Raw genomic sequence first — 20,290 nt, forward strand, 5'->3', positions numbered from 1 at the left:
CTGGATAGGGCGAACAGCTGTGATCTTTGGCATCAAGCCTCCTGTTGAATTGGGTTCTGTGTGCTTAGGAGCCGAATGGAATAAGCCGATAGGTTTTCACTGATTTTCACGTCGCCCGCACAAAGCGAGACGTGGCCGATCCGTCTTGGATACCTACAGAAGGAAGGGAGCCATGATCGACAGGATGATGAGCATCATCGCCCCGCCAAGGCGGGAGGCGATCTGAAGGAACGGCATCAACTCGAGTCGACCAGCCGCTGAGAGGACGGCGACGTCTCCCGACCCGCCCATATCGGCCATTCCGAGGCCGCCGCTGATGGAAGATTCGACGAAGTAGAAGCCGACCAGCATTCCTGCCCCGCCCGCGGCTGCGGCCGCAACGATTACGGTCACCACGACGATGAGGAGGTAGCGAGGGTCGGACGCGATTTCGACGATGGCATCGAAATCGACCATGCCTGCGCTGATTGAGACGAGAACGGCTGGGATCCATGCGTGCGAGATGAAGTTGTACCACTGCTCAGCACCGAGGTTGAGGTGTTCCGGCAGGAGGTTGAAGATCTTGAGGACGGCAGCCACAACAATGATCCACACATAGGCATGCAACCCGGGAATCAGGGACGACAGGATCTCACCGACCATGTAGATCGTGATCGACAGTACTAATCCAACGGTGATGTCTTTGATCGTAAGGGGTGCTTCGTCCGAGGCCTTCGAATAGTCGAAATCGCCTTTACGCATCATTCGGCCTTCGCCGCTGAAGCTCTTTGCCTTCACAGTCTTACCGATTCCGTTGAGGATTCCCGCGACGACGATGCACACGACGTTGGCGACGATGACGGCGGGGGCGATCTGTTCGAGGAACGAACCGGCGTCTCCTCCGCTGGCTGAGGCGAAGATTTCCGACATTGGCACCGCGCCCGCCGCCATGCCGCCGCCCATGACGGGTCCTACGACCAACATGACCGCTCGGCCGACGCCGAAGCCGGTGATCAGACCCATCAGTGCGCCGACGAGAAAGGCTGTGACGACGCCGGCGATGATTGGGAAGAAGAAGCGCGCGCCGACGCTGACCAGCAGCTTCCGATTCATTCCAAGAATCGATCCGACGATGAGACCCGTGACAACGAGTTCGGAGAAGCCGAGTTCGTTGTAGAAAGAATCAGCCAAGTCCGCGAATTCTTGAGGGAAGACCCCGGTGAAGACGATCAAGGCTGGAACTACGATGCACAGCAGCGATCCTCCTCCGAATGTATTGAAAACGGGGATCGAGTCGCCGATGTATTTCAGTGCACCCCCGATGATCATCGCGATCGCCATTCCGCTGACGATGTTGACTGGCATGACATTGAGGAAAATGGCCGCGATGATCACCACGAGGAAGGCCAAGTAGAAGGGCCAGGGGAAGCCCATTATTGTGAGCTGTCTGCGGTTCTGATGAAGGTTTTGCTCTGGTGCCTCAACTTTGCTGCGAGTCTGCGCAGTCTGAGATTCGTAATGCGTCATTGCATCTCCGATTTCGGGTTGGACTATGCGCGCAATGCGCTAAGCCCTCCGGCATCGCATATTGCGCAACGTTTGGTTCTTGAACGAGATTCGAGTGACCGCTGATCTACTCGAGAGGCCGCTAGCCTCGCCTCAACTATGGTTCGCTGTCGACGAGCCACGCCTGAAGGGTGTTCTCTGCCAGGCTGCTTCACTCCCCTCGAAGCACGTCGATGATGGCTTGACCAAGTGTCTCTGTGGTTCCCTGTCCTCCGACGTCGGGCGTCAGCACAGTTGGGTCTGCGCTTCGGAGGACTTCGTCGATGGCATTCTCAATTTCAGTTCCTGCCGCTTCAGAACCGAGGTGGTCGAGCATCATCGCTCCCGACCAGATCTGGCCGATCGGGTTGGCAATTCCTTTGCCGGCGATGTCGGGTGCCGAACCGTGGACGGGCTCAAAAAGGCTGGGAAATTCACCTGTCGGGTTGATGTTGGCACTTGGTGCCACACCGATCGTGCCCGTGCACGCAGGACCGAGGTCCGAGAGAATGTCGCCGAAGAGATTGGATGCGACGACGACGTCGAACCATTCCGGGTGTTGAACGAAGTGAGCAGTGAGGATGTCGATGTGGAATTGGTTCGTCTCGATGCCTGGGTGATTTTCTTGGATCGCTTCGAATCTCGTGTCCCAGTACGGCATGGTGATCGAGATTCCGTTGCTCTTCGTCGCCGATGTCACCTTCTTGCGGCGATTCTCAGCCTGCGCGAAGGCATACTCCATGACACGGTCGACGCCGATCCGCGTCATCACCGTCTCCTGCATGGCAAACTCACGGTCAGTTCCTTCGAACAGCACGCCGCCGGCGTTAGAGTATTCCCCTTCTGTGTTCTCTCGAACAACGAGGAAGTCAACGTCGCCGGGCCCTTTGTCGCGCAAGGGTGGAGTGATACCGGGAAGGATCTTGCATGGCCGGAGATTCACGTATTGGTCGAACTGCCTTCTGAACTGCAGGAGGCTCCCCCACAGGGACACATGGTCGGGCACTACATCGGGCCAGCCAACAGCGCCGAAGTAGATCGAGTCGAACTCACTCAGCTGGTTCTTCCAGCCGTCAGGAAGCATTTGGCCGTGCTGCTGGTAGTACTCAACGCTGGCGAAATCGAACCATTCGAGCTCCACGTCAACGCCATGACGCTGTGCGGCAGCTTCGACGGCCCGCACACCAATTGGCATGACTTCTTTTCCGATCCCGTCTCCCGGAATGACTGCAATCTTGGGCATATAGCTACCTCCACGTTTCTATGAGTCGGTCCCTTGATAGGAAGGATTCCGACGGCGCGCTGATTCGCTTGGCCACGAATCTAACAGCGAAATCAGTCGTTTCACCCGCCGTTTGAATCAACTCAGGCTTGAACAAAATGCAATGGCGGGTCGGCCAATATTGGGCGTGCCCTCCCTAGACTGGGATCGTGAGAGTCGACGTTTTCCAGTTCTTCGCCACCATCGGCGAAGAGATGAACCTGACTGCAGCGGCCAGGTCAATGGGAATGTCGGTGTCAGCAGTGAGCAGGCGACTCACGCAACTGGAGAACCGACTCGGAGTCCAGTTGATCAAACGCACCTCACGTCAGATGCTGCTGACCAGCGAGGGGCTGCGCTATTTCGAAGGCGCTCGACGCATCGTGCATGAGGCCGACGTACTGCACGCGGATATCTCCAACAGCGTCGACAGCGAACGTGGGACTCTCGTCGTATTCGGCACGTTGGGATTCGGGCGCACGCACCTGTCTGAATTGGTGGCGGATTTTCACACTCTGTACCCAAATATTGAGATTCATCTAGAGCTCTCAGGCGACCCATTCGATCTGGAGAACACTCATTTCGACATGCTCGTCGGAGTCGGTGCAGCAAAGGATTCTCAACTGACTTACCGCAGGCTTCTGACGAATCGCCGCGTGCTTTGCGCGTCACCTGACTACGTCAATCGGAGAGGGTACCCGAGATCAGTTTCTGAGCTACCTGACCACGACTGCATCATTCTCAATGAGCATGAGCCCGACTTCACCCTGTGGAAGTTCGAGCTCGACGGCGTCGTCACACCGGTCCGGGTCCGTGGACCGCTGAGATGCAATGACGGCGACACTGTCACCAAATGGGCTGTTCTCGGGCACGGAATTGCGATGCGCTCGATTTGGAACGTCCGTCCGTTCTTGGAGAGCGGTCAATTGGTCCCGGTCTTGCCAGGTGTGCCGACCATTCGATCAGACGTCTACCTTGCTTTTCCCAACAATGAGTACTTCCCGCTCCGCGCCAGGCGCTTCACCGAGTTTCTGCAGCAGGAGATCCCCAAGCGGGTGAAGTCGGCAGCCGACTTCGTCGACTACACCGACTAAGCACCATCCCGGCGTTTCAAAAGACCCGCCCACTACTCAAAGGAGACAACACTATGGCCAAGATACTCATTATGGGACTAGGAGCACTCGGCTCGGTCTACGCTGCGCTGATGAAGAGCGCCGGCCACGAAGTCCACGGAGTGGGGCTGGCAGTTGACCACATAGATGCGATCGCGGCTCATGGCCTAAGAGTCAGCGGTGCCAGCGGCGACCGCACGGTCCAACTCGACTCGGTGAGCACGACGGCCGACAGGCTCGCCGCAGATTTCGACCTGATTGTCATCGCCACGAAAGCCTATGACGTTGAGCAAGCAGCGCTCGATACAGCACCATTGGTCGGTCGGAACACAGTCGTCCAGTCGATCCAGAATGGAGTCGGATCGATGGATCTCGTCGCTCCGCATCTTCCGCAATCTCAACTATGCCTTGGGGTCGTGGGCGGATTCGGTGCCTCGGTACCCGAACCAGGACACGCCCATCACAACGGAATGGCATTAGTCCGCTTCTCTCCATATTCAGATCTGCCGATGCCTGAAGTCGACGAAGTGGTCGAGATCTGGCGATCCGCGGGCTTCGACGCCACCTCATTACGCGACCCTTCCCGTGTCATCTGGGAAAAGCTGATCATGAATGTCGCATTCTCCGGTCCTGGAGTACTCAACAAGCTCACCATTGGCGACATGATGACAACCGAAAACGCCTGGCAGGTCTCTAAGGCTTGCCTCTTGGAAGCGTTCGCTGTCGCACAAGCACTGGAAGTCCCAATCCAGATCACCGACCCGGTGCACCACGTGCGTACGCTCGCAGGAAACATCCCTGACGCGAAGCCCTCCATGCTCCTCGACGCACTGCGGGGTTCCCGAGGTGAGATCGACGTGATCAACGGTTCCGTCGTCCGCTTCGGCGCAGAAGCCGGGGTGCCGACTCCTGTCAATTCGACGGTGGTCAATCTCGTCAAAGCATGGGAGACAACTCTCTAGACCAAACGGCTGAAAGTTATAGCGCAGATCAAAAGCCAGGTCTCGTCGAATTTGGTTTCGGGCGACAGAAAGGAGATCGTCGAACTCAGTCGATAGGGGCTACCAACCGAGCCGACAGTCTGGGCCCGAGAAGGGCCATCAAAGCAGATTCTGATACTCCGCATGCTCGAGAAGTAACTCTTCTTCAAGAACACTGGCGAGCTCGGCAACCCTGCCACGAGGTTTAGCATCTGACGGCCACGCCAATCCAACAGTCTGCACGAGATCGGCCTCTGCAATCCGGACAAAGGGGACATTTGGATACCCCTGGCGGATCACCGCCTGGATCGGTACGAACGTGAGCCCAGCCGAATGAGCGGACAGCTGCACGCCGGCGCTCACACTGCTGCCCCGGATCACCTTTCTCGGCTTCACACCGAGGCGTGTTAGGAAGTCAGACACTATTGCACCGAGGTTATGATCGGCGTGCATCAAAATGAGTCGCTGGCTTTGCAATATCGGCTTTAGCTTCGCCGCTGGCACACAACTACCCGATCGAAAGGAACCAGCATGGTCCCCAAGGGTTTTGAGAACTTCGCCAGCGACGACAACTTCTTCCTCGGTTATCATGTGAAAATCGACACCGGCCCCTGCACGAACAGCTGACATCACAGCCAGATCAAGATTCTTGGACCTGACCAGTCCCATCAAGTCCGCATTTGACAATCCAAAGAAGCTAATCTGCAACTCTGGGTGATGCCGCAAAATTGCCGAAAGGGCACGTGGTAGTAGGATTTCTGACCGCCATGTCGTGGCCCCCAAACGAACAGTCTCGCCAGCGAGCTGGCCCATATCAGCCAGATCTGTTTCCATTCGCGAGCGAAGCCGATTTACCGCTACGAGGTACTCGTAATAGCGATGTCCCTCAGGCGTCAGTTCCAACGGCTGGTTTGTCCGATCGATCAGAACGACACCCACTGATCGCTCTAGACGGGATAGATAGCGGCTTAATGCCGGTTGACTGATGAAGAGGGACTCGGCCGCGCGGGTGAGATTTCCCTGATCGATGATTGCTCGCAGATACCGCAGTGATTCTTCCATTATTCGCCTCCCATTACATGCATGTTATGACTTGTGGCAGGTTTTGGCATTGGACGACGGTGAGCGAGCTCACTTAGTGTCGATGTCGAGGGGGCTCTGGATGCAAAAGGAAATGAGAGGCATCTACTTGCGATAAACGAGGCCCTGAGGGAATAGGAAGCAGTTCTTCACTTGGGCGATGGGTCCATCGCTTAGGCGGTCCAAGTCCAAGTTGTCTACTCCCTGGAAACGATTCAACTTTAACCAGAGTGTCTGAGGAAACGGTCGGACCGATCCGACACCTGTTCAAGCAAGCTTCATCTTGAGCTAAGGGGCCACAACGGCCGTCAATGAGTAGCCAGTCGCACCTGGCTGCACTTCAAGAAAGGAATCGAATGGCCATCACATCAGTATCAGCACGGGGAGTACGCGTCCCCGTCACAGTCGACATCAGCCAGTCAACCCGAAAATTGAACCAACGAGATTACGTTATCGTTCAGATCCGAGATTCCAAATCCGAGTTCGTTGGTGAAGGACTGTCGTATGTTGGAACGGCAGGTGCCAAGTCAGCCGTCGAGCTGATCGACGATGTCCTCTCATCGACGATTTTCGGTGGAGACCCAGCTGACACCTCAGGCTTGTACGCACGTCTGTATCAGGAAGGGCTCATGCAAGGCCGCCGAGGGATTCTCATCCGCTGCATTGCGGCAATTGATACAGCGCTTTGGGATCTTGCAGCAAAGCGAGCTGGTCTGCCTTTGGCATCCATGCTCGGAGGACATACAGGTCCGGTGCCGGCGTATGCTTCGGGCGGATACTACAAGGCGGGAGATACCGACAGGCCCCAAACAGTTCGCGAAGAAATCGAGTTCAACAAGTCGCTCGGGTTCAAAGACCACAAGATCAAAGTCGGCGGTGCCTCCGTCAAGGAAGATGCAGAACGCATCAAAGCAGCGATCTCCGTGTTGGACTCCAACGAGCGCTTGGCAGTAGACGCGAACAACGCCTACAAAACTCCAGCTGAAGCAATTCACGCCACGCGATCGCTGGAGGCCGCTACTGAAGGCCACGGGCTCTGGTGGATGGAAGAGCCCCTAACGCCGGATGATATTGCTGGCCACGCTCGTATAAGTCGATCCGTCGATACTCCAATAGCCACAGGTGAAGTCCACCAGACACGACACGAATTCCTGCAACTCTTGCAGCAGGACGCTGCATCTATTCTCCAGACTGACGCGGGAGTTGTCGGTGGCATTACCGAATGGGTGACGATCGCCCGCACCGCGTTGTCGTTTGGCGTCCCCGTAGCACCGCATTGGCACGCGAATATTCACGTCCATCTGGTCGCCTCGGCGGAGAACGGCCTAGTAGTTGAACATTTCGCCAAGGCCAAGGGCATCTACAACATGGAGGAACTGATGACGCCAGAGAGTCGACTTGAGTTCAAGGACGGAAGCGTCATCGTTCCTGACCGACCAGGAATCGGATGGGAATTCGATACAGACAAGATCGCTCGGTATGAGGTGAAGTGAGCTGAGTCAGATTGAACAAGTCTGGGCCGGAGCATCGACAGAATTGAGACCAAGGCAAGGGTGGCCGACGCAATGCGGTCAACGTATGCCACAGCGCGCCTCGAACGCCAAACCATCCTCTTAAGCCATATCAGTTGAAAGGCATGTAATGACGCATCCTGAAACTCACAACAACCGCACAGAACAGCGCCCGTCGAGTAGGAGCGAGCCACCACAAGGCTGGCGACGGCTCAGACACGTTGGACCTGGGCTAATCATCGCCGCCACAGGAATCGGGGCTGGCGATATGGTCAACGGCCTCAACGCAGGAACGAATTACGGTGGCCTGCTGCTGTGGGCAATCATTCTGGGCACAGTCATAAAGTTCCCGCTCAGTGAGGCGACAGGAAGACTGTTCATGGTGACCGGCAAGACAGTGCTTGAGGCATGGCACGAATGGAGCAAAGCGGCTTCGGGATACTTCATGGTCTTCTTCATCCTTGCCAGCTTCATCACTGCTGCTGGAATCTGCTCCGCAGCAGGACTTGCTATGTCAGCGCTCTTCCCCGGTCTTATGCCGCTATGGGCATGGGCAATACTGCATTCGTTACTGGGATTCGTCCTAGTGTGGGTGGGCCGCTATGGACTCTTCGAGAAGGTCATGGGAGTTCTCATCGGCCTCATGTTCATCACGGTTATCGCTCTGGCGCTCCTGACTGAACCGGACTACACCGCTCTTGGCACCGGGCTAATCCCGAACATTCCTGACGGTGCTTCGTTGGCTATTCTGGCGCTCATCGGTGGCATTGGTGGGTCGCAGTCATTGGCTTTCTACCCATACTGGGTAAGGGAACGCGGTTGGACCAGCCCGAAATGGATCCCGATGATGCGAACAGACCTCACAGTTGGTTATGCCGCAACTGGAATCTTCATGCTGGCGATGATGCTGATTGGCTCGGGACTACTTTTCGGCACAGGTCTAAACATCAGTGGCTCCGAAGGACTAGTGACACTGGTTCAACCGCTACAAGAGCGAGTCGGCTACGTGGCAAGGGTGATGTTCCTCATCGGTTTCTGGGCCGCGGCAACAAGTACGATCTTCGGAGTCTGGGACGGTAGCAGTCACCTGTTCGCTGACTTCATCAGAATCGTCAAGAAGGCAACAGGAGAACAGGCCGCAGCCATACTCAACCCGAAAGGCATCTGGGCTCGGGGCTTCCTCGTCTTCATCGCCTTCCCACCAATGGTCCTCTTGGTCTTTGACCGGCCCGTCCTACTTGTCATCATCTACTCGGCGCTCGGCGCAATCTTCTTCCCCTTCTTAGCAGCCTCACTGCTGTGGTTCATGAACAAAAAGGGCCTGGCAAAAGGGCATCGGAACGGAATACTTTCAAATGCCTTCCTGACGATAAGCGGGCTCTTCTTTGTAGTCTTCGGGATTCTCGCTGTCACAGGCGCGGTCTAGTCCGGATGCAGAATCCAACAAGTAGTAAAACGAGGCAACAAAGCATAAAGCTGAAGCACCCATTGCTATCAGAAAGGCACCAATGAGCTCTCTCACTTACGCACAGGCGGCAGCTCAGGGAATATGGAACTCACAAGTCGACGAGATCGGCTACATTCCCTCGGTTACGGTCGCCCCGGTCATTGATCATCTTGTAGAACTTGATGGGGGAAATAATGGACGATCGTCTCATGTCAACCCGCTGTCCCGCGAGGAAGAAGCAGTCGGAGTCATTGGCGCTCTCCCCCTTGCGGGTAAATTTGGGGCCGTCGTTATGCAGGACAACGGTTTCGGCAATAACATCACGGCGCTGACCACCTTCTCCATCTCCTACCACCTGCCAATGCTCATTTTTGCCAATACCAGGGGGAGCCTCGGCGAATACAACTCGATGATTCATTCGGTCAGCCAGCCAGCGCCCGACTTGCTCCGCAGATTGGGTCTGCCCGTCATTGAACTCGACAGGAGATCTTCTGCCCAAGACTGGGAAGACACGGTCTCCGAGGCCGGCAACCACGCGAAGATGACGTACCGCCCAGTCATCGTACTTGGATCATTCTGGAACACGGATGGAAAGGTCGCCTGAAATGAGAAGATATCAAGCTCTCCAGTTGATTAACGAACTCACCGCTGATCTCCCCCTGGTGGTGACGTGCGCGGCCACGAGCCGCGAACTGGCTGCCGTTGAAACGCGAGACAATCACTTCTACGTACTCGATTCAATGGGACTCGTCGGATCTATTGCGACCGGACTGGCTATTGCGGCCAAAGGATCTGATGTTCAAAAGGTGATTGGTCTTGAGGGCGACGGTTCGCTATTCATGAATCCCAACGTATTGCCGACAGGCGGCTTCCTTTCCCCGAACAGGCTCTTTCTCATTCTTCTCGACAATCAGGTATATGGGTCGACCGCGGACATACCCACATACGCCGATCGCGTGGACCTTGGAGCGATCGCAGAAGCATCGGGCTGGACAGTGGGACGAGCAGACGATGAGGCTAGCTTCAGAAGCGAGTACGCCCGTCTACTAAACACAGCCGGGCCGACATTCCTCCACATGAGAATTGAGCCAGGCAACGCCACCGATGTGCCGAAGCTGCTGGTCGATCCGGTGACGATAACAAATCGCTTTCAGGCGTGGTTCACTCACCGCCTGGGACAGGGGACTGAGGTCAACGCGTGACTGGTACAAACTTCAAAATCGGCGCAGGGATACAAACCATCAATCCGACCAGCGGCAATATCATTGACGAATTCGAGTTCACAGGCCCAAAGGCACTCTCTGAGATCTTGGACGAAGCAACCGCAACATTTGCACAGTACAAACGATCTACCGTGACGCAACGCGTCGACGGCATACGTCGGCTAAGCGCCATCTTGTCGCGACAGCGCGACGAGTTCGCCACCCAGATCACTCGCGAAATGGGAAAACCGATAACTCAGGCTCACGGTGAGATCGACAAATGCATCAACGCATGTGAGTACTACGCGACTCACCTACCCGAGATGCTGAAACCACGCGACATTGAAGTCACTCCCGACCGCGCGGCTGTGCACCTACGTCCTCTCGGTGTGATCTTCGCGATTTTGCCGTGGAACTATCCGTGGTGGCAGGTGGTACGCGCAATGTTGCCAGCAATCGCAGTCGGCAATGTCGTCGTGCTCAAACATGCAGAGTCTGTAACCGGATGCGCATTTTCAATACAAGATGCGTTCCGAGAAGCATTCGGAAGCAAAATCATGAACACAGTAGTTCTGCCAGGAGAGCGTGCTTCGGAGACAATCGGGGACGACAGAATTGCCGCAGTTACTTTCACTGGCAGTGAGCGGGTCGGTGCCCTGGTTGCGCAAGCAGCTGGTGCTGCTCTGAAGAAATGTGTTCTTGAACTCGGCGGCTCCGACCCGTTCATCGTTCTCGATGACGCAGATGTCGAGAGCGCGGCCAAGGCCGCAGTAAAGTCGCGGTTCCTCAATAATGGGCAATCGTGCATTGCGGCAAAACGCATACTCGTACCAAGGAAACAGAGAAGCGAATTTGTCGCGTCTCTCGACCGACACTTGCAGGAATTGTCGGTGGGTGATCCCATGGATCCAAAGGTCGAAGTTGGTCCTATTGCTAGGTACGACCTGTTAAACGACTTAAATGATCAAAGAAGTCGAGCGGTGGCCTCGGGCGATCTGGTGCTCGGGGAAACTGCACATCCGGCTGGACCGGGCGCTTGGTTCGCGCCGATCCTGATGGAAGTACAAAGTTCAGACTCCCCGCTGTTAAGGGAAGAGACCTTCGGACCACTCGGTGCTGTGACCTTCTATGAAACTGAGGAAGATGCCGTGGCGATCGCCAACGACACTCAATACGGTTTAAGTTCCGCGGTGTGGAGCAGTGATGAAACACGCGCCCAAAGAGTCGCAGCTCGAATCAAAGCCGGATCAGTGTTCATCAACGGAATCTCCGCGTCCGACCCTCGTTTGCCCGTCGGAGGAATCAAAGCCAGCGGCTACGGACGTGAACTTGCTGACTATGGCCTAGCCGAGTTTGCCAACATTCAAGCAGTGCGAGTCACGTCTACTGGTAGCTGAAGACCCACGGATGGCAACAATCGAAAGCTAGTCTCGGCGCGAGAGGTATGCCAAAAGCAACCGACTTCGACCGATTGGTCTAGAGTTCTTTCGATGATTGACCATTCCAAATGTCACGTTAGAGACGTAACGGCCAATCTACGACGCCGAGTTTTCACAGATGATCAACAGACAGTACTTGATTCGCTACTGGCAAAACATGGGCAAACGGGCCCGCCCGTTTGAGAGCGACTTTGGAAGCGGTGTTCGCTGCGGTGGCCACTGTTCGATGTCGCCTGGTCAACTGGGTCAATAGGCGTCCGCCTCCTCCCCTGTCCTCTGACTGGATTTGTCGGCCAAGAATGTAAAGTCTGTGCCGACGGTGTCGGTTCAGATACCGTCGGCACAGACAGCCGAATACGTCAGCCGAACTGCTCCATCCACAAGTTGGCAATATCATCTCGGCGAGCGAACCAGACCTTACCCTTGGACTGACAGTGCTCAATGAACTCGCGCAGGGCGTTCGTCCGTCCCGCCTGTCCGATGAGACGCGGATGAAGTCCGACCGACATCATTTTCGGAGCGCCTCGCTCCCCTTCGAGCCACAGTTCGTCGAAACCGCGGCGAGCGAACTCGAAAAAGTCGCCTGGCGCTTTCGTTCCCTGGATATCGTTGTACGTCAACGAGTATGGAACGACGAGATGGCGCTCTTCTTGTACTTCGGTGAAGTACGGAAGGTCATCGTTGTAGGCGTCTGAATCGTAGAGGAAGCCGCCGTGCTCGACGACGAGTTCGCGGGTGTTTATGGAGGGACCATAGCGGCAGTACCACCCATTGGGAGCTGTCCCCCAGGTGGTCTTAAATGATTCGACAGCATCATGAATGCGCTGCGCTTCTTCCTCGCGCGTCATCCTCCAGTGCTCTTCCCAGCGGTAACCGTGGGAGACGAGGTCGTGGCCGAGCTTACGCGCGGCAGTGGCGACATCCGGGTTCATCTCGAACGCGCGAGCGCAGGCGAAGAAGGTCGCATTGATGCCGAACTCCTCAAATAGTCTCAACAGACGCCACACGCCCACCCGAGAGCCGTATTCGTACATTGATTCGGTCGCCAGATCGCGGACTTCGTGTGGGAATGGATAGGCGACTTCCGCGATCGAGTCGTTCTGGCCGTCGCCGAGAAAGTGACTGTACTCGGATCCTTCTTCATAGTTGACGACGAGGTTCACGGCGACATTGGCGTCGCCGGGGAACTGGGGACGTGGTGGTTTCTCGCCGTATCCGACGAGATCGCGGATCGGGCCAGTGGATTCGGTAGACATGATTCTCCTTGGTGTTCGGTGTGGTCAGTCAGCGGGGTCGAGTTCTTCGAATGAGCGATTGTGCGTCTCGGTGACGACGCGGGAGATGATGAGGATGCCGATGTAGATTATGACGACGATGCCGAAGGTCATGTATTCGTTGACATTCTCAAACAGGGCTGAGGCAGCCAGTGGGATCAGGGCTCCCCCGATGAAGCCGATGTTGACGACGACTGAGGTGCCCAGACCGCGGATCTTTGTAGGGAAGAGTTCAGGCGACCAGGTCCAGATTGTCGTGTTGACGACCATGACGCTGAAGTTGAACAAGAATCCGAGGAGCATGATGAGGAAGGGGCTCGTGGCGAAGAACGCGAAGAGGATAATCGTTACAGCCGCTAGGACTGAACCGATGGCGATCATACGTTTGCGCGGGAACGAATAGGCACCGATCGAAGCGAGGATCGCGCCGAGCAACCCGCCGATGTTCTGGACCATCGTGAAGGTCAGGCTGCCGCTGATCGAGTAGCCGCGCTCGACGAGGAGCAGTGGCATGACGAGCAAGATACTGAATTGAGCGCCCCAGGCGAGGAACGCCACGATCGAAAGCCCGATGGTGCGCTTGCGCTGCCCGGAGATGAACAAGTCGGAGACCCGACCGCTTTCCGAGACCTCAGCGGAAGCAGCATCCACTTCCGTGGCGCTGAAGTACTCGACCGCTTCGCCCGTGGTTCTCAAACGCATCTTGCCCTGCTCGAGTCGCGTCAAAGAAGCGTTGAGTTCTGATGTCCGGTGCTTCTCCAGCAGGAACCGTGGCGTCTCGGGGAGATAGCGGCGGAAGAAGAAGACGAGCACTGCCGGGATGCCAAGCAGGCCGAATGCCCATCGCCACGCTTCATCTCCGGCTGAGATCATCGCGGCAAACGGTCCGAGAACGAAGATTGTGTAGGCGAACGCGATGAACATGCCGACGCCAGCGGAGATCGTGTTGAACAGAGAGACGAACAGTCCGCGAATGCGGGTGGGCGTCAGCTCTGATAAGTAGGTCAGTCCGACGGCGATCTCACCGCCGACGCCGATCCCCGTGATGATTCGGGCGACGGTGAGCATTTCGTAGTTCATCGAGAAAGCTGCGACGACTGATCCGAAAGAATAGATGCCGACGCTGACGGCGAGAACCGCACGGCGGCCCGCTCGGTCAGCGAGGTATCCCCCAGTGACTCCGCCGACGGCGATGGCCAGTAGGGTCGCGGTCGACAGCAGGGCGATGTCTTGGGCCGACGCGCCGAATGCTTCCTGCAGTGACGGGCCAAGTGAGGCAAGGATGAGCTGTTCCATGACCTCGAAGAGTCCGCCGGTCACGACCAGCAGCAGCGCGAGGTAATGGACTTTCGTCAGTTTGATTCCGTCGACTATGTCGCCTAATCGACTATGATTCTTATCGTGGTATGTCGTGTTCATGAGAACTCCATCGTTCGATTCAGTTGAATGCGATATATCCTCCCCGGCGGTACCCGGGGTTCCCCGAATAGCGAACTGGCAGGTTCGCTATTTGGGACCGGCACTTTCTTTCGATGTCCCGGCAGTCTGTGAATTCTGACAACCACTGACGCGGCCATCAATCGTTGCGATCTCGTGCCGATCCCCCGCACTGATCAGGTGTAGCGCTTCTCCGCGGAGGAGAAGACTTCAGTGTGGTGTGTTGCTGTCTGCCGGTCTGTTGGGGGCGGGAAAGCTGAAGACCGATACGAGAACCGACGCCCCCGTGTTACGCAGCGCATGTTTAAGGTCTGCCGGGATGTAGATCGCGTCGCCTTTGGAGAACTCCACAGTTCCCTCGGACGTGATCAGCTCGCCTTGCCCTTCAGCTACGAACATGACTTCCGCCGTGCTGTGAGCGAGTTCGGCCGTGGCTGGCTCACCTGCGTTCACCGCCGCAACGCCCAGGCATTGGCTGATTTCGGGAACGTTGATGTCGCTGAGTAGCATCGCAGATTCGCCGACCTGCCCCGAACTCGGGTCTAGTCCGGCAGAAGCCCGAACGGGCTGGTACTTCTGGTTCGTCATCGAACCTCCTCTTGTGTTGTGAATGCAATCAGGAGTGAGGCAGGATTCGTGATTTGTTCCTGCGCAGGTGGGTTTTCATGGTCGCGTAGGCAAGGTCGATATCTCCATCAGCAACTGTGTCGAGAACCTGCTGATGTTCTTCGTAGAGCCGGTGCCGATGATCGACATCTTGAAGTGAGAGCTGGTTGATCAGTGCCCAAAGTGGCTGGTTGTCGATGGAGATGACTTCGTAGGCGAGCTCTCCCAACAGCTGATTGTCGAGAGCAGCGGCGAGTTCGAGATGAAACTGGAGCGCGAGTTGAGTGAACTCCGGTACGTTCTCGTCGACTTCGAGGAGCGCTCCGGCGTTTTCGTGAACCTTTCGTGCTCCGTCGATGGCGGCATGGCTGCCGGCGAGTTCTCCGGCGATGCTCGGCTCGATGACCAAACGCGTATCGATGACATGTTCCGGGCGTGCACCGTATTGGAACTGTTCGGACGATTGCAGACGCTCGACTCTCGTCGAGATGTAGGTGCCGTCCCCGTGACGGACATCGATGACCCCGATCATGTCGAGGGCGAAGATTGCCTCGCGAACGGTGCTCCGGGAGGCGTTATAGCGTTCGGCAAGGTCTCGATCCGATGGCAGTTTCTTTTCCGTCCGACCGTCTTCGGCCTGAATTTCTCGTAGAAGATCCTGCGCGATCGGAATGTATCGCCGCTTCGGCTGCGCAACCTTGCTTGAGTGGTCGGATGACTTCATATCAAGAGGTTAGACCTATTCTCGAATGATCGTCAATAACGCATGCGCGAACAACAGAAGCGACCCGCGACTCCGTGGCCCCAAACGCATGGGACACAATCGACCACCGTCCATCCCTGAAATGCCTTGCGCCCAAGCGCAATCGATCCTCAAGGACGTCCTTTGACTCCGAAGTCGAACTCCGCATAAGCTATTCAACGGATATACGAACTATCGTTTCTATATGCGAAAGACAGAGAGGTCATGTCGCGATACACAAGCTCGGGCACGCGCCCAAGACTCAAACGCTCATTGCTCCCATTGGCCGCCGGTGTGCTGCTGGCGGTCACGGCGACCGCTGGCTGTGCACCAGCGGAGAATCCGGGAAACCCAACACTTAGCCTGGCCGACTCGTATTCGCCGAAGCACCCGTTCGGCAAGCACGGCGTCAGCGTCTTCCTCGACAAGCTAAGAGAAGACGGCATCGACACCGAGTACTATCCGTCAGGTCAGATGGGGAACGCCGAGGATCTTGCCTCTCTCATTTCCACCGACAACATCGACATCGGCCCGGCATCAGCTGCGTATCTGGAAGACAAACTTCCGCTGTCCAGCGTCGGCGACCTGCCCATGATGACGACAGATGCCTGCGTCGCCTCCGATTCAATGATGGACCTCCTCGACGAGGACGGGATCCTTTACAAAGAGGAGTACGAGGACCGTGGACTTCGACCGATTTGGGTCTCGATCATCCCCGGATACGAAGTGATGACGAGCAACACCAAAGTCGAAGAACCCGCCGACGTTCGCGGGCTGCTCCTTCGCTCCTCGGGTGGCGCATTCGACGTCACCATGGAAACCATCGGGGCATCGGCAGTGAGCATGTCTGCGGCAGATACCTACGAGGCGATGACACGTAACACCGTCGATGGAACCGCCATGCCATTTGTCAGCGTCCCCTCGTACAACCTCGAGCAGGTCGCCAACTACTCGACCAAGGGCCTCAACCTCGGCTCTGTTGGCATCCCCTATGTCATCAGTGAACGCACCTGGGATGGTCTTAGCCCGCAGGAACAGGGCGAAGTCACTGACGCAGCCGCTCAAGCCCAGCAATCCTTGTGCGATGGCCTCAACAAAGAAAAGTCCGAAGCCGAATCACTGATGAAAGACGCCGGCGTCGAGCTCGTCCCAATCACTGGCGATGCCAAAGATCAGTGGACTAGTGAACTGAGCCGTGCAAAGTCTGATTGGGCTACAAGCCTCGATTCAGCTGGCCTCCCCGGTAGCGAAGTACTGACCGAATTCGAGAAGGCGGTGACCAAGAATGAGCGAAATCGATCAAACTCCTGACCCCTCTACTCATCGCTACGGCAGCATCCACACGGCGATCGTGTCCACATCAAAATGGTGTGCGATCATCGCACTCGCGCTGATCACTGTCCTCATGCTTACTGAGGTCGTGCTTCGATACTTCGCTGGAAGCCCCCTGGGCTGGAACGTCTCGTTCATCGAAAAAGTTCTGCTGCCGGCCATCGTCTTCCTCGGCATGCCGTGGGGCTACGCAGTCAGCGCACACGTCGCTGCGGACATGCTGTATGAACACCTTCCGGCCAACGTGCAGTCAGCCGCACGATGGCTCAGCCTCATCGTCGTCTTCGTGGGAATCGCTGCGTTGGCCATCGCTGGGACGATCACAATGCTCGAAGCCCTCAAACACGGTGACATCCCACCGCCACTGTCATCCCAGCTTCCGATCTATAGCTGGATCTGGCAGGCATTCCTCCCAATCGGGAGCCTGTTCACCGCTGTAGTCATTCTCCTGGAATCCAAGACCTTCATCAAAGGCGGTGCAGCCTGATGCTAGTACTCACCATCACGGCACTCTTGCTGGCCCTCATCCTGCTCCGCATACCAATCGCCTTTGCCATCCTGATCAGCGGCATCGTCGGCCTGTTGGCGCTCGGCGGCCCTGCCGATGTCATCGGTGTACTGATGACGATCCCGCAAAGCGCAGTCAGCAACAATTCACTGGCAGCTATCCCGCTCTTCATCCTCATGGCACAGTTCGTCCTCCACAGCGGCGCACTCTCTAGCCTGTTCGACTCAGCAAAGGTCCTCGTTGGCCGAATGCGCGGCGGAACAGCGCATGCGGCTGTAGGGGCCGGTGCCATCTTCGCTGCAGTCTCGGGATCATCCACCGCTGCGGCAGCGACACTCGCTCACACCTCAACCGGCGAACTCATCCGCCAGGGCTACGACAAACGCCTCAGCGCCGGAGTCGTGGCCGCAGCAGGAACACTGGCGGCCATGATCCCGCCCAGCGTGCTCCTCATCTTCTACGCCATCACAGCCGAAGCAGGGGTCGGACCGACTCTCATCGCCGGAATCATCCCTGGCCTCCTCGTGGCAGTGGCACTCGTCATCACGATCACCATTTTGATCACGTTCAATTCGTCATCAGCTCCCCGAGGCGAAGCCAGCACCGGACGCGAAAAATTCCGCAGTCTTGCCGGCCTCGTGCCGATCGCTGCACTCTTCATCATCGTCGTTGGCCTGGTCTTCCTCGGTGTCACGACCGCGACCGAAGCTGCCGCAGTCGGATGCCTCGGTGCACTGGGACTGATGCTCGGGAAGAAGAAGCTCACGTGGGCGAACCTGACGAAATCGTTCGCTGAGGCGCTGAACTCATCGATCATGATCTTGACGATCATCATGGCTGCCCACGTCTTCGGCCACTTCATCACCGAGTCGCAGGTGACGCCTCGTTTGGTCGATTCACTCTCGGCGCTGCCCATTGCTCCGATCGTCATCGTTGCGATCATCGCCGTCGGCTACCTCATTCTCGGCTTCTTCATGGACCAGATGGCGATCATCGCGCTGACCGTGCCGGTGACTCTGCCCGTTGTGACGGAGCTCGGTTTCGATCCGATCTGGTTCGGAATCGTCGTCATTCTGCTGGCCGAAATCGGGCTGATCACTCCACCGCTCGGCCTCAATGTATTCGTCGTCGCTCAAGCAGCCAGAATGCCGGTCGAGGATGTCTTCCGCGGCAGTATTCCGTTCGTCTTCGCGATCTTGGCCGTCGGTGTCCTGCTCTTCGCCTTTCCGCAAATCGTCCTCATACTGCCAGAAATGATGGGAAGTTTATGACGCGCACACAACCCGTGCAGAATGCTCAGGTCAAGGGGCCGCTCGACGGACTGATAGTCGTCGAGATCGCCACGGTCATCATGGGCCCCTTGGCCGGAAGGCTCTTCGCCAAGCTCGGTGCAGACGTCATCCACGTCGAAGCTCCCAGCGGAGATGTCATCCGACGGTCCGGCCAATCCCGAAGCCCCGGGATGTCAGCCGCCGCGCTCAGTCTCGGAGACGGGAAGAAGAACATCACGCTCGACTTCTCCAATGCTGGGGACCAGCACACGCTGAACGAACTCATCGGAATCGCTGACATCGTCGTCACCAACTATCTCCCACGACAACGTCAGAAATATGGGTTCGACTGGGACTCCGTTGCTGCGATCAACCCCCAATGTGTTCTCGTCACGGCCCAAGGGTTCTCTTCGAATAGTCCAGAACGTGACCGGCCCGCGTACGACGACATCATTCAAGCAGCCAGTGGTCTCAGCGATGTCTATCGGAAGTCATTGGGCCGGCCACAGTACGCTCCGTACGTGGTCGCCGACAAAGTCTGCGCCCTGTCGATGGTCTATTCCGGGCTCGCTGCGATCCACCGCCGCCATGTCACCGGCCTCGGGCAGTGGGTCGATGTTCCTATGTTCGACGTGATGTCCGACTTCAATATGGTCGAACAGCTCAACGACTACACGTTCGAGCCTCCATTGGGAGACGCTGGTTGGCACCGAACAATCAATCCAGCTCGGCGACCGCACCGCACCACAGACGGATGGGTCTGCGTTCTGCCCTACAACGATCGACAGTGGCGAGACTTCCTCACCATTGATGATCCAACCGTCGCTGACGGAGCTGTGCCTTATCCAACGAACCGAGACCGCAACGCCCATGTCGAAGAAACACAGGCTCTCATCGCCGAATTCGCCGCTCACCGGTCGACGAGCGAAGTCATCAAACTCTGCCACGACCACGACATCCCGGCCCAAGCAGTGAACAGGATCGAAGACTTGGTCGACGACGAATATCTCAGACGACGCGGGACTGTGGAACTGGTCGAGCACCCCACCGAAGGCAGCTATTGGCGAACCACGCCGAACGTCGGCTATTCAGAATCACCACTGCAGCCAGTCAATCTGGCTTCGCCAGCCGACGGAAATCGCGAGGCCATCACGGCCCTCATCGAACAAAGGAGAAACAAATGACCAGCGAACCGATCAAGCACTATGTCGGTGAGGAACTCGAGGCCTACACTCCGCCGCGCCACACGTTGACGTCGAATCTCCGGCTCTTGCCTGGCGACGATGCCAACGGCGCAGTATCTGTGGTTCGCGGAACGATCGAGCACGGTGGGTCCGCGCTCCCCCACCGCCATCTGAAGAGCACCCAATTCCTCCACATCCTCTCGGGTCGCTGTTCAGTCGAACTCGGCGCACAAACCCTCGAACTGGGCGGAGGCGACTCAGTCTTGATCCCAACTGACGTTGTCCATCATGTCGAGGTCCTATCAACAGAGCCACTGGAGCTCATCAACGTCTACTACCCCGCCCTCGCAGCCGACGACACGATCGAATGATTAGCAAGA

The 20,290-nt window shown here is 56.9% G+C and carries 19 protein-coding genes; 12 read left to right on the forward strand and 7 right to left on the reverse strand.

Going from position 1 to position 20,290, the window contains the following annotated elements; genetic code table 11:
- Positions 1-153: 153 nt before the first annotated feature.
- A complete protein-coding gene (locus JTF07_RS19500; RefSeq protein WP_204235828.1) occupies positions 154-1,506 on the reverse strand; it encodes a 2-hydroxycarboxylate transporter family protein in 1,353 nt (450 codons plus the stop codon).
- Positions 1,507-1,696: 190 nt separating this feature from the next.
- Positions 1,697-2,767 (reverse strand): tartrate dehydrogenase, encoded by a 1,071-nt coding sequence (locus tag JTF07_RS19505; protein WP_204235829.1) that lies wholly within the window; start codon positions 2,765-2,767, stop codon positions 1,697-1,699.
- A gap of 188 nt (positions 2,768-2,955) precedes the next feature.
- On the opposite strand from JTF07_RS19505, the gene JTF07_RS19510 reads away from it, so the two are divergent.
- Together JTF07_RS19510 and JTF07_RS19515 are read left to right on the forward strand one after the other, a co-directional pair.
- Complete coding sequence (locus JTF07_RS19510; RefSeq protein WP_204235830.1) at positions 2,956-3,879, forward strand: LysR family transcriptional regulator; 924 nt, start codon at positions 2,956-2,958, stop codon at positions 3,877-3,879.
- 53 nt (positions 3,880-3,932) lie between these two features.
- Complete coding sequence (locus JTF07_RS19515) at positions 3,933-4,859, forward strand: ketopantoate reductase family protein (protein WP_204235831.1); 927 nt, start codon at positions 3,933-3,935, stop codon at positions 4,857-4,859.
- 138 nt (positions 4,860-4,997) lie between these two features.
- Here the strand turns inward: JTF07_RS19515 and JTF07_RS19520 are convergent, their stop codons facing one another.
- The gene (locus tag JTF07_RS19520) at positions 4,998-5,939 is read right to left on the reverse strand and encodes a LysR family transcriptional regulator (RefSeq protein ID WP_204235832.1); all 942 of its coding nucleotides are present in this window, start codon (positions 5,937-5,939) and stop codon (positions 4,998-5,000) included.
- Between the two features lie 374 nt (positions 5,940-6,313).
- On the opposite strand from JTF07_RS19520, the gene JTF07_RS19525 reads away from it, so the two are divergent.
- The 5 genes from JTF07_RS19525 (at position 6,314) to JTF07_RS19545 (ending at position 11,514) form a co-directional block, all read left to right on the forward strand.
- Entirely contained in the window at positions 6,314-7,450 is a 1,137-nt protein-coding gene (locus tag JTF07_RS19525) for a mandelate racemase/muconate lactonizing enzyme family protein (RefSeq protein WP_204235833.1), read from the forward strand.
- Between the two features lie 148 nt (positions 7,451-7,598).
- Positions 7,599-8,894, forward strand: a complete 1,296-nt coding sequence (locus tag JTF07_RS19530) for an Nramp family divalent metal transporter (RefSeq protein WP_204235834.1) — start codon at positions 7,599-7,601, stop codon at positions 8,892-8,894.
- An 82-nt stretch (positions 8,895-8,976) separates the two neighbouring features.
- Complete coding sequence (locus tag JTF07_RS19535; RefSeq protein ID WP_204235835.1) at positions 8,977-9,519, forward strand: thiamine pyrophosphate-binding protein; 543 nt, start codon at positions 8,977-8,979, stop codon at positions 9,517-9,519.
- A 1-nt stretch (position 9,520) separates the two neighbouring features.
- On the forward strand, positions 9,521-10,117 hold the full coding sequence (locus tag JTF07_RS19540; RefSeq protein WP_204235836.1) for a thiamine pyrophosphate-dependent enzyme: 597 nt from the start codon (positions 9,521-9,523) through the stop codon (positions 10,115-10,117).
- Positions 10,114-11,514, forward strand: coding sequence for an aldehyde dehydrogenase family protein (locus JTF07_RS19545; protein WP_204235837.1), 1,401 nt, complete (start codon positions 10,114-10,116; stop codon positions 11,512-11,514). Before JTF07_RS19540 ends, JTF07_RS19545 begins: the two co-directional genes overlap by 4 nt.
- Before the next feature lie 401 nt (positions 11,515-11,915).
- Here JTF07_RS19545 and JTF07_RS19550 read toward each other — a convergent pair whose 3' ends face one another.
- The 4 genes from JTF07_RS19550 to JTF07_RS19565 all read right to left on the reverse strand — a co-directional run bounded on the left by JTF07_RS19550 (position 11,916) and on the right by JTF07_RS19565 (position 15,597).
- On the reverse strand, positions 11,916-12,812 hold the full coding sequence (locus tag JTF07_RS19550) for a polysaccharide deacetylase family protein (RefSeq protein ID WP_204235838.1): 897 nt from the start codon (positions 12,810-12,812) through the stop codon (positions 11,916-11,918).
- A 24-nt stretch (positions 12,813-12,836) separates the two neighbouring features.
- Complete coding sequence (locus JTF07_RS19555) at positions 12,837-14,249, reverse strand: MFS transporter (RefSeq protein ID WP_204235839.1); 1,413 nt, start codon at positions 14,247-14,249, stop codon at positions 12,837-12,839.
- 228 nt (positions 14,250-14,477) lie between these two features.
- Positions 14,478-14,855, reverse strand: coding sequence for a cupin domain-containing protein (locus JTF07_RS19560; protein ID WP_204235840.1), 378 nt, complete (start codon positions 14,853-14,855; stop codon positions 14,478-14,480).
- 28 nt (positions 14,856-14,883) lie between these two features.
- On the reverse strand, positions 14,884-15,597 hold the full coding sequence (locus JTF07_RS19565) for a FadR/GntR family transcriptional regulator (RefSeq protein ID WP_204235841.1): 714 nt from the start codon (positions 15,595-15,597) through the stop codon (positions 14,884-14,886).
- Positions 15,598-15,840: 243 nt separating this feature from the next.
- On the opposite strand from JTF07_RS19565, the gene dctP reads away from it, so the two are divergent.
- The 5 genes from dctP to JTF07_RS19590 are packed head-to-tail and all read left to right on the forward strand — an operon-like array spanning position 15,841 to position 20,281.
- Positions 15,841-16,926, forward strand: a complete 1,086-nt coding sequence (gene dctP / locus JTF07_RS19570; RefSeq protein ID WP_204235842.1) for a TRAP transporter substrate-binding protein DctP — start codon at positions 15,841-15,843, stop codon at positions 16,924-16,926.
- Positions 16,901-17,434, forward strand: a complete 534-nt coding sequence (locus JTF07_RS19575; RefSeq protein WP_139908208.1) for a TRAP transporter small permease — start codon at positions 16,901-16,903, stop codon at positions 17,432-17,434. Before dctP ends, JTF07_RS19575 begins: the two co-directional genes overlap by 26 nt.
- Positions 17,434-18,726 carry a TRAP transporter large permease gene (locus JTF07_RS19580; protein ID WP_204235843.1) on the forward strand — a complete coding sequence of 431 codons (1,293 nt, stop codon included), beginning with the start codon at positions 17,434-17,436 and terminating at the stop codon, positions 18,724-18,726. The genes JTF07_RS19575 and JTF07_RS19580 overlap by 1 nt, the downstream gene beginning before the upstream one ends.
- Positions 18,723-19,910, forward strand: a complete 1,188-nt coding sequence (locus tag JTF07_RS19585; protein ID WP_204235844.1) for a CaiB/BaiF CoA transferase family protein — start codon at positions 18,723-18,725, stop codon at positions 19,908-19,910. Before JTF07_RS19580 ends, JTF07_RS19585 begins: the two co-directional genes overlap by 4 nt.
- The gene (locus JTF07_RS19590) at positions 19,907-20,281 is read left to right on the forward strand and encodes a cupin domain-containing protein (RefSeq protein WP_204235845.1); all 375 of its coding nucleotides are present in this window, start codon (positions 19,907-19,909) and stop codon (positions 20,279-20,281) included. Before JTF07_RS19585 ends, JTF07_RS19590 begins: the two co-directional genes overlap by 4 nt.
- Positions 20,282-20,290: the final 9 nt, after the last annotated feature.

Origin of the sequence: Brevibacterium sp. RIT 803 (assembly GCF_016892625.1) — a bacterium.
Lineage (GTDB): Bacteria > Actinomycetota > Actinomycetes > Actinomycetales > Brevibacteriaceae > Brevibacterium.

Coding starts and splice junctions, on each gene's coding strand:
- JTF07_RS19575 (WP_139908208.1), top strand. CDS start 16,901: ATGAGCGAAATCGATCAAACTCCTGACCCCTCTACTCATCGCTACGGC.
- JTF07_RS19530 (WP_204235834.1), top strand. CDS start 7,599: ATGACGCATCCTGAAACTCACAACAACCGCACAGAACAGCGCCCGTCG.
- JTF07_RS19515 (WP_204235831.1), top strand. CDS start 3,933: ATGGCCAAGATACTCATTATGGGACTAGGAGCACTCGGCTCGGTCTAC.
- dctP (WP_204235842.1), top strand. CDS start 15,841: ATGTCGCGATACACAAGCTCGGGCACGCGCCCAAGACTCAAACGCTCA.
- JTF07_RS19525 (WP_204235833.1), top strand. CDS start 6,314: ATGGCCATCACATCAGTATCAGCACGGGGAGTACGCGTCCCCGTCACA.
- JTF07_RS19540 (WP_204235836.1), top strand. CDS start 9,521: ATGAGAAGATATCAAGCTCTCCAGTTGATTAACGAACTCACCGCTGAT.
- JTF07_RS19590 (WP_204235845.1), top strand. CDS start 19,907: ATGACCAGCGAACCGATCAAGCACTATGTCGGTGAGGAACTCGAGGCC.
- JTF07_RS19535 (WP_204235835.1), top strand. CDS start 8,977: ATGAGCTCTCTCACTTACGCACAGGCGGCAGCTCAGGGAATATGGAAC.
- JTF07_RS19580 (WP_204235843.1), top strand. CDS start 17,434: ATGCTAGTACTCACCATCACGGCACTCTTGCTGGCCCTCATCCTGCTC.
- JTF07_RS19500 (WP_204235828.1), bottom strand. CDS start 1,506: ATGACGCATTACGAATCTCAGACTGCGCAGACTCGCAGCAAAGTTGAG.
- JTF07_RS19555 (WP_204235839.1), bottom strand. CDS start 14,249: ATGAACACGACATACCACGATAAGAATCATAGTCGATTAGGCGACATA.
- JTF07_RS19585 (WP_204235844.1), top strand. CDS start 18,723: ATGACGCGCACACAACCCGTGCAGAATGCTCAGGTCAAGGGGCCGCTC.
- JTF07_RS19505 (WP_204235829.1), bottom strand. CDS start 2,767: ATGCCCAAGATTGCAGTCATTCCGGGAGACGGGATCGGAAAAGAAGTC.
- JTF07_RS19560 (WP_204235840.1), bottom strand. CDS start 14,855: ATGACGAACCAGAAGTACCAGCCCGTTCGGGCTTCTGCCGGACTAGAC.
- JTF07_RS19520 (WP_204235832.1), bottom strand. CDS start 5,939: ATGGAAGAATCACTGCGGTATCTGCGAGCAATCATCGATCAGGGAAAT.
- JTF07_RS19565 (WP_204235841.1), bottom strand. CDS start 15,597: ATGAAGTCATCCGACCACTCAAGCAAGGTTGCGCAGCCGAAGCGGCGA.
- JTF07_RS19550 (WP_204235838.1), bottom strand. CDS start 12,812: ATGTCTACCGAATCCACTGGCCCGATCCGCGATCTCGTCGGATACGGC.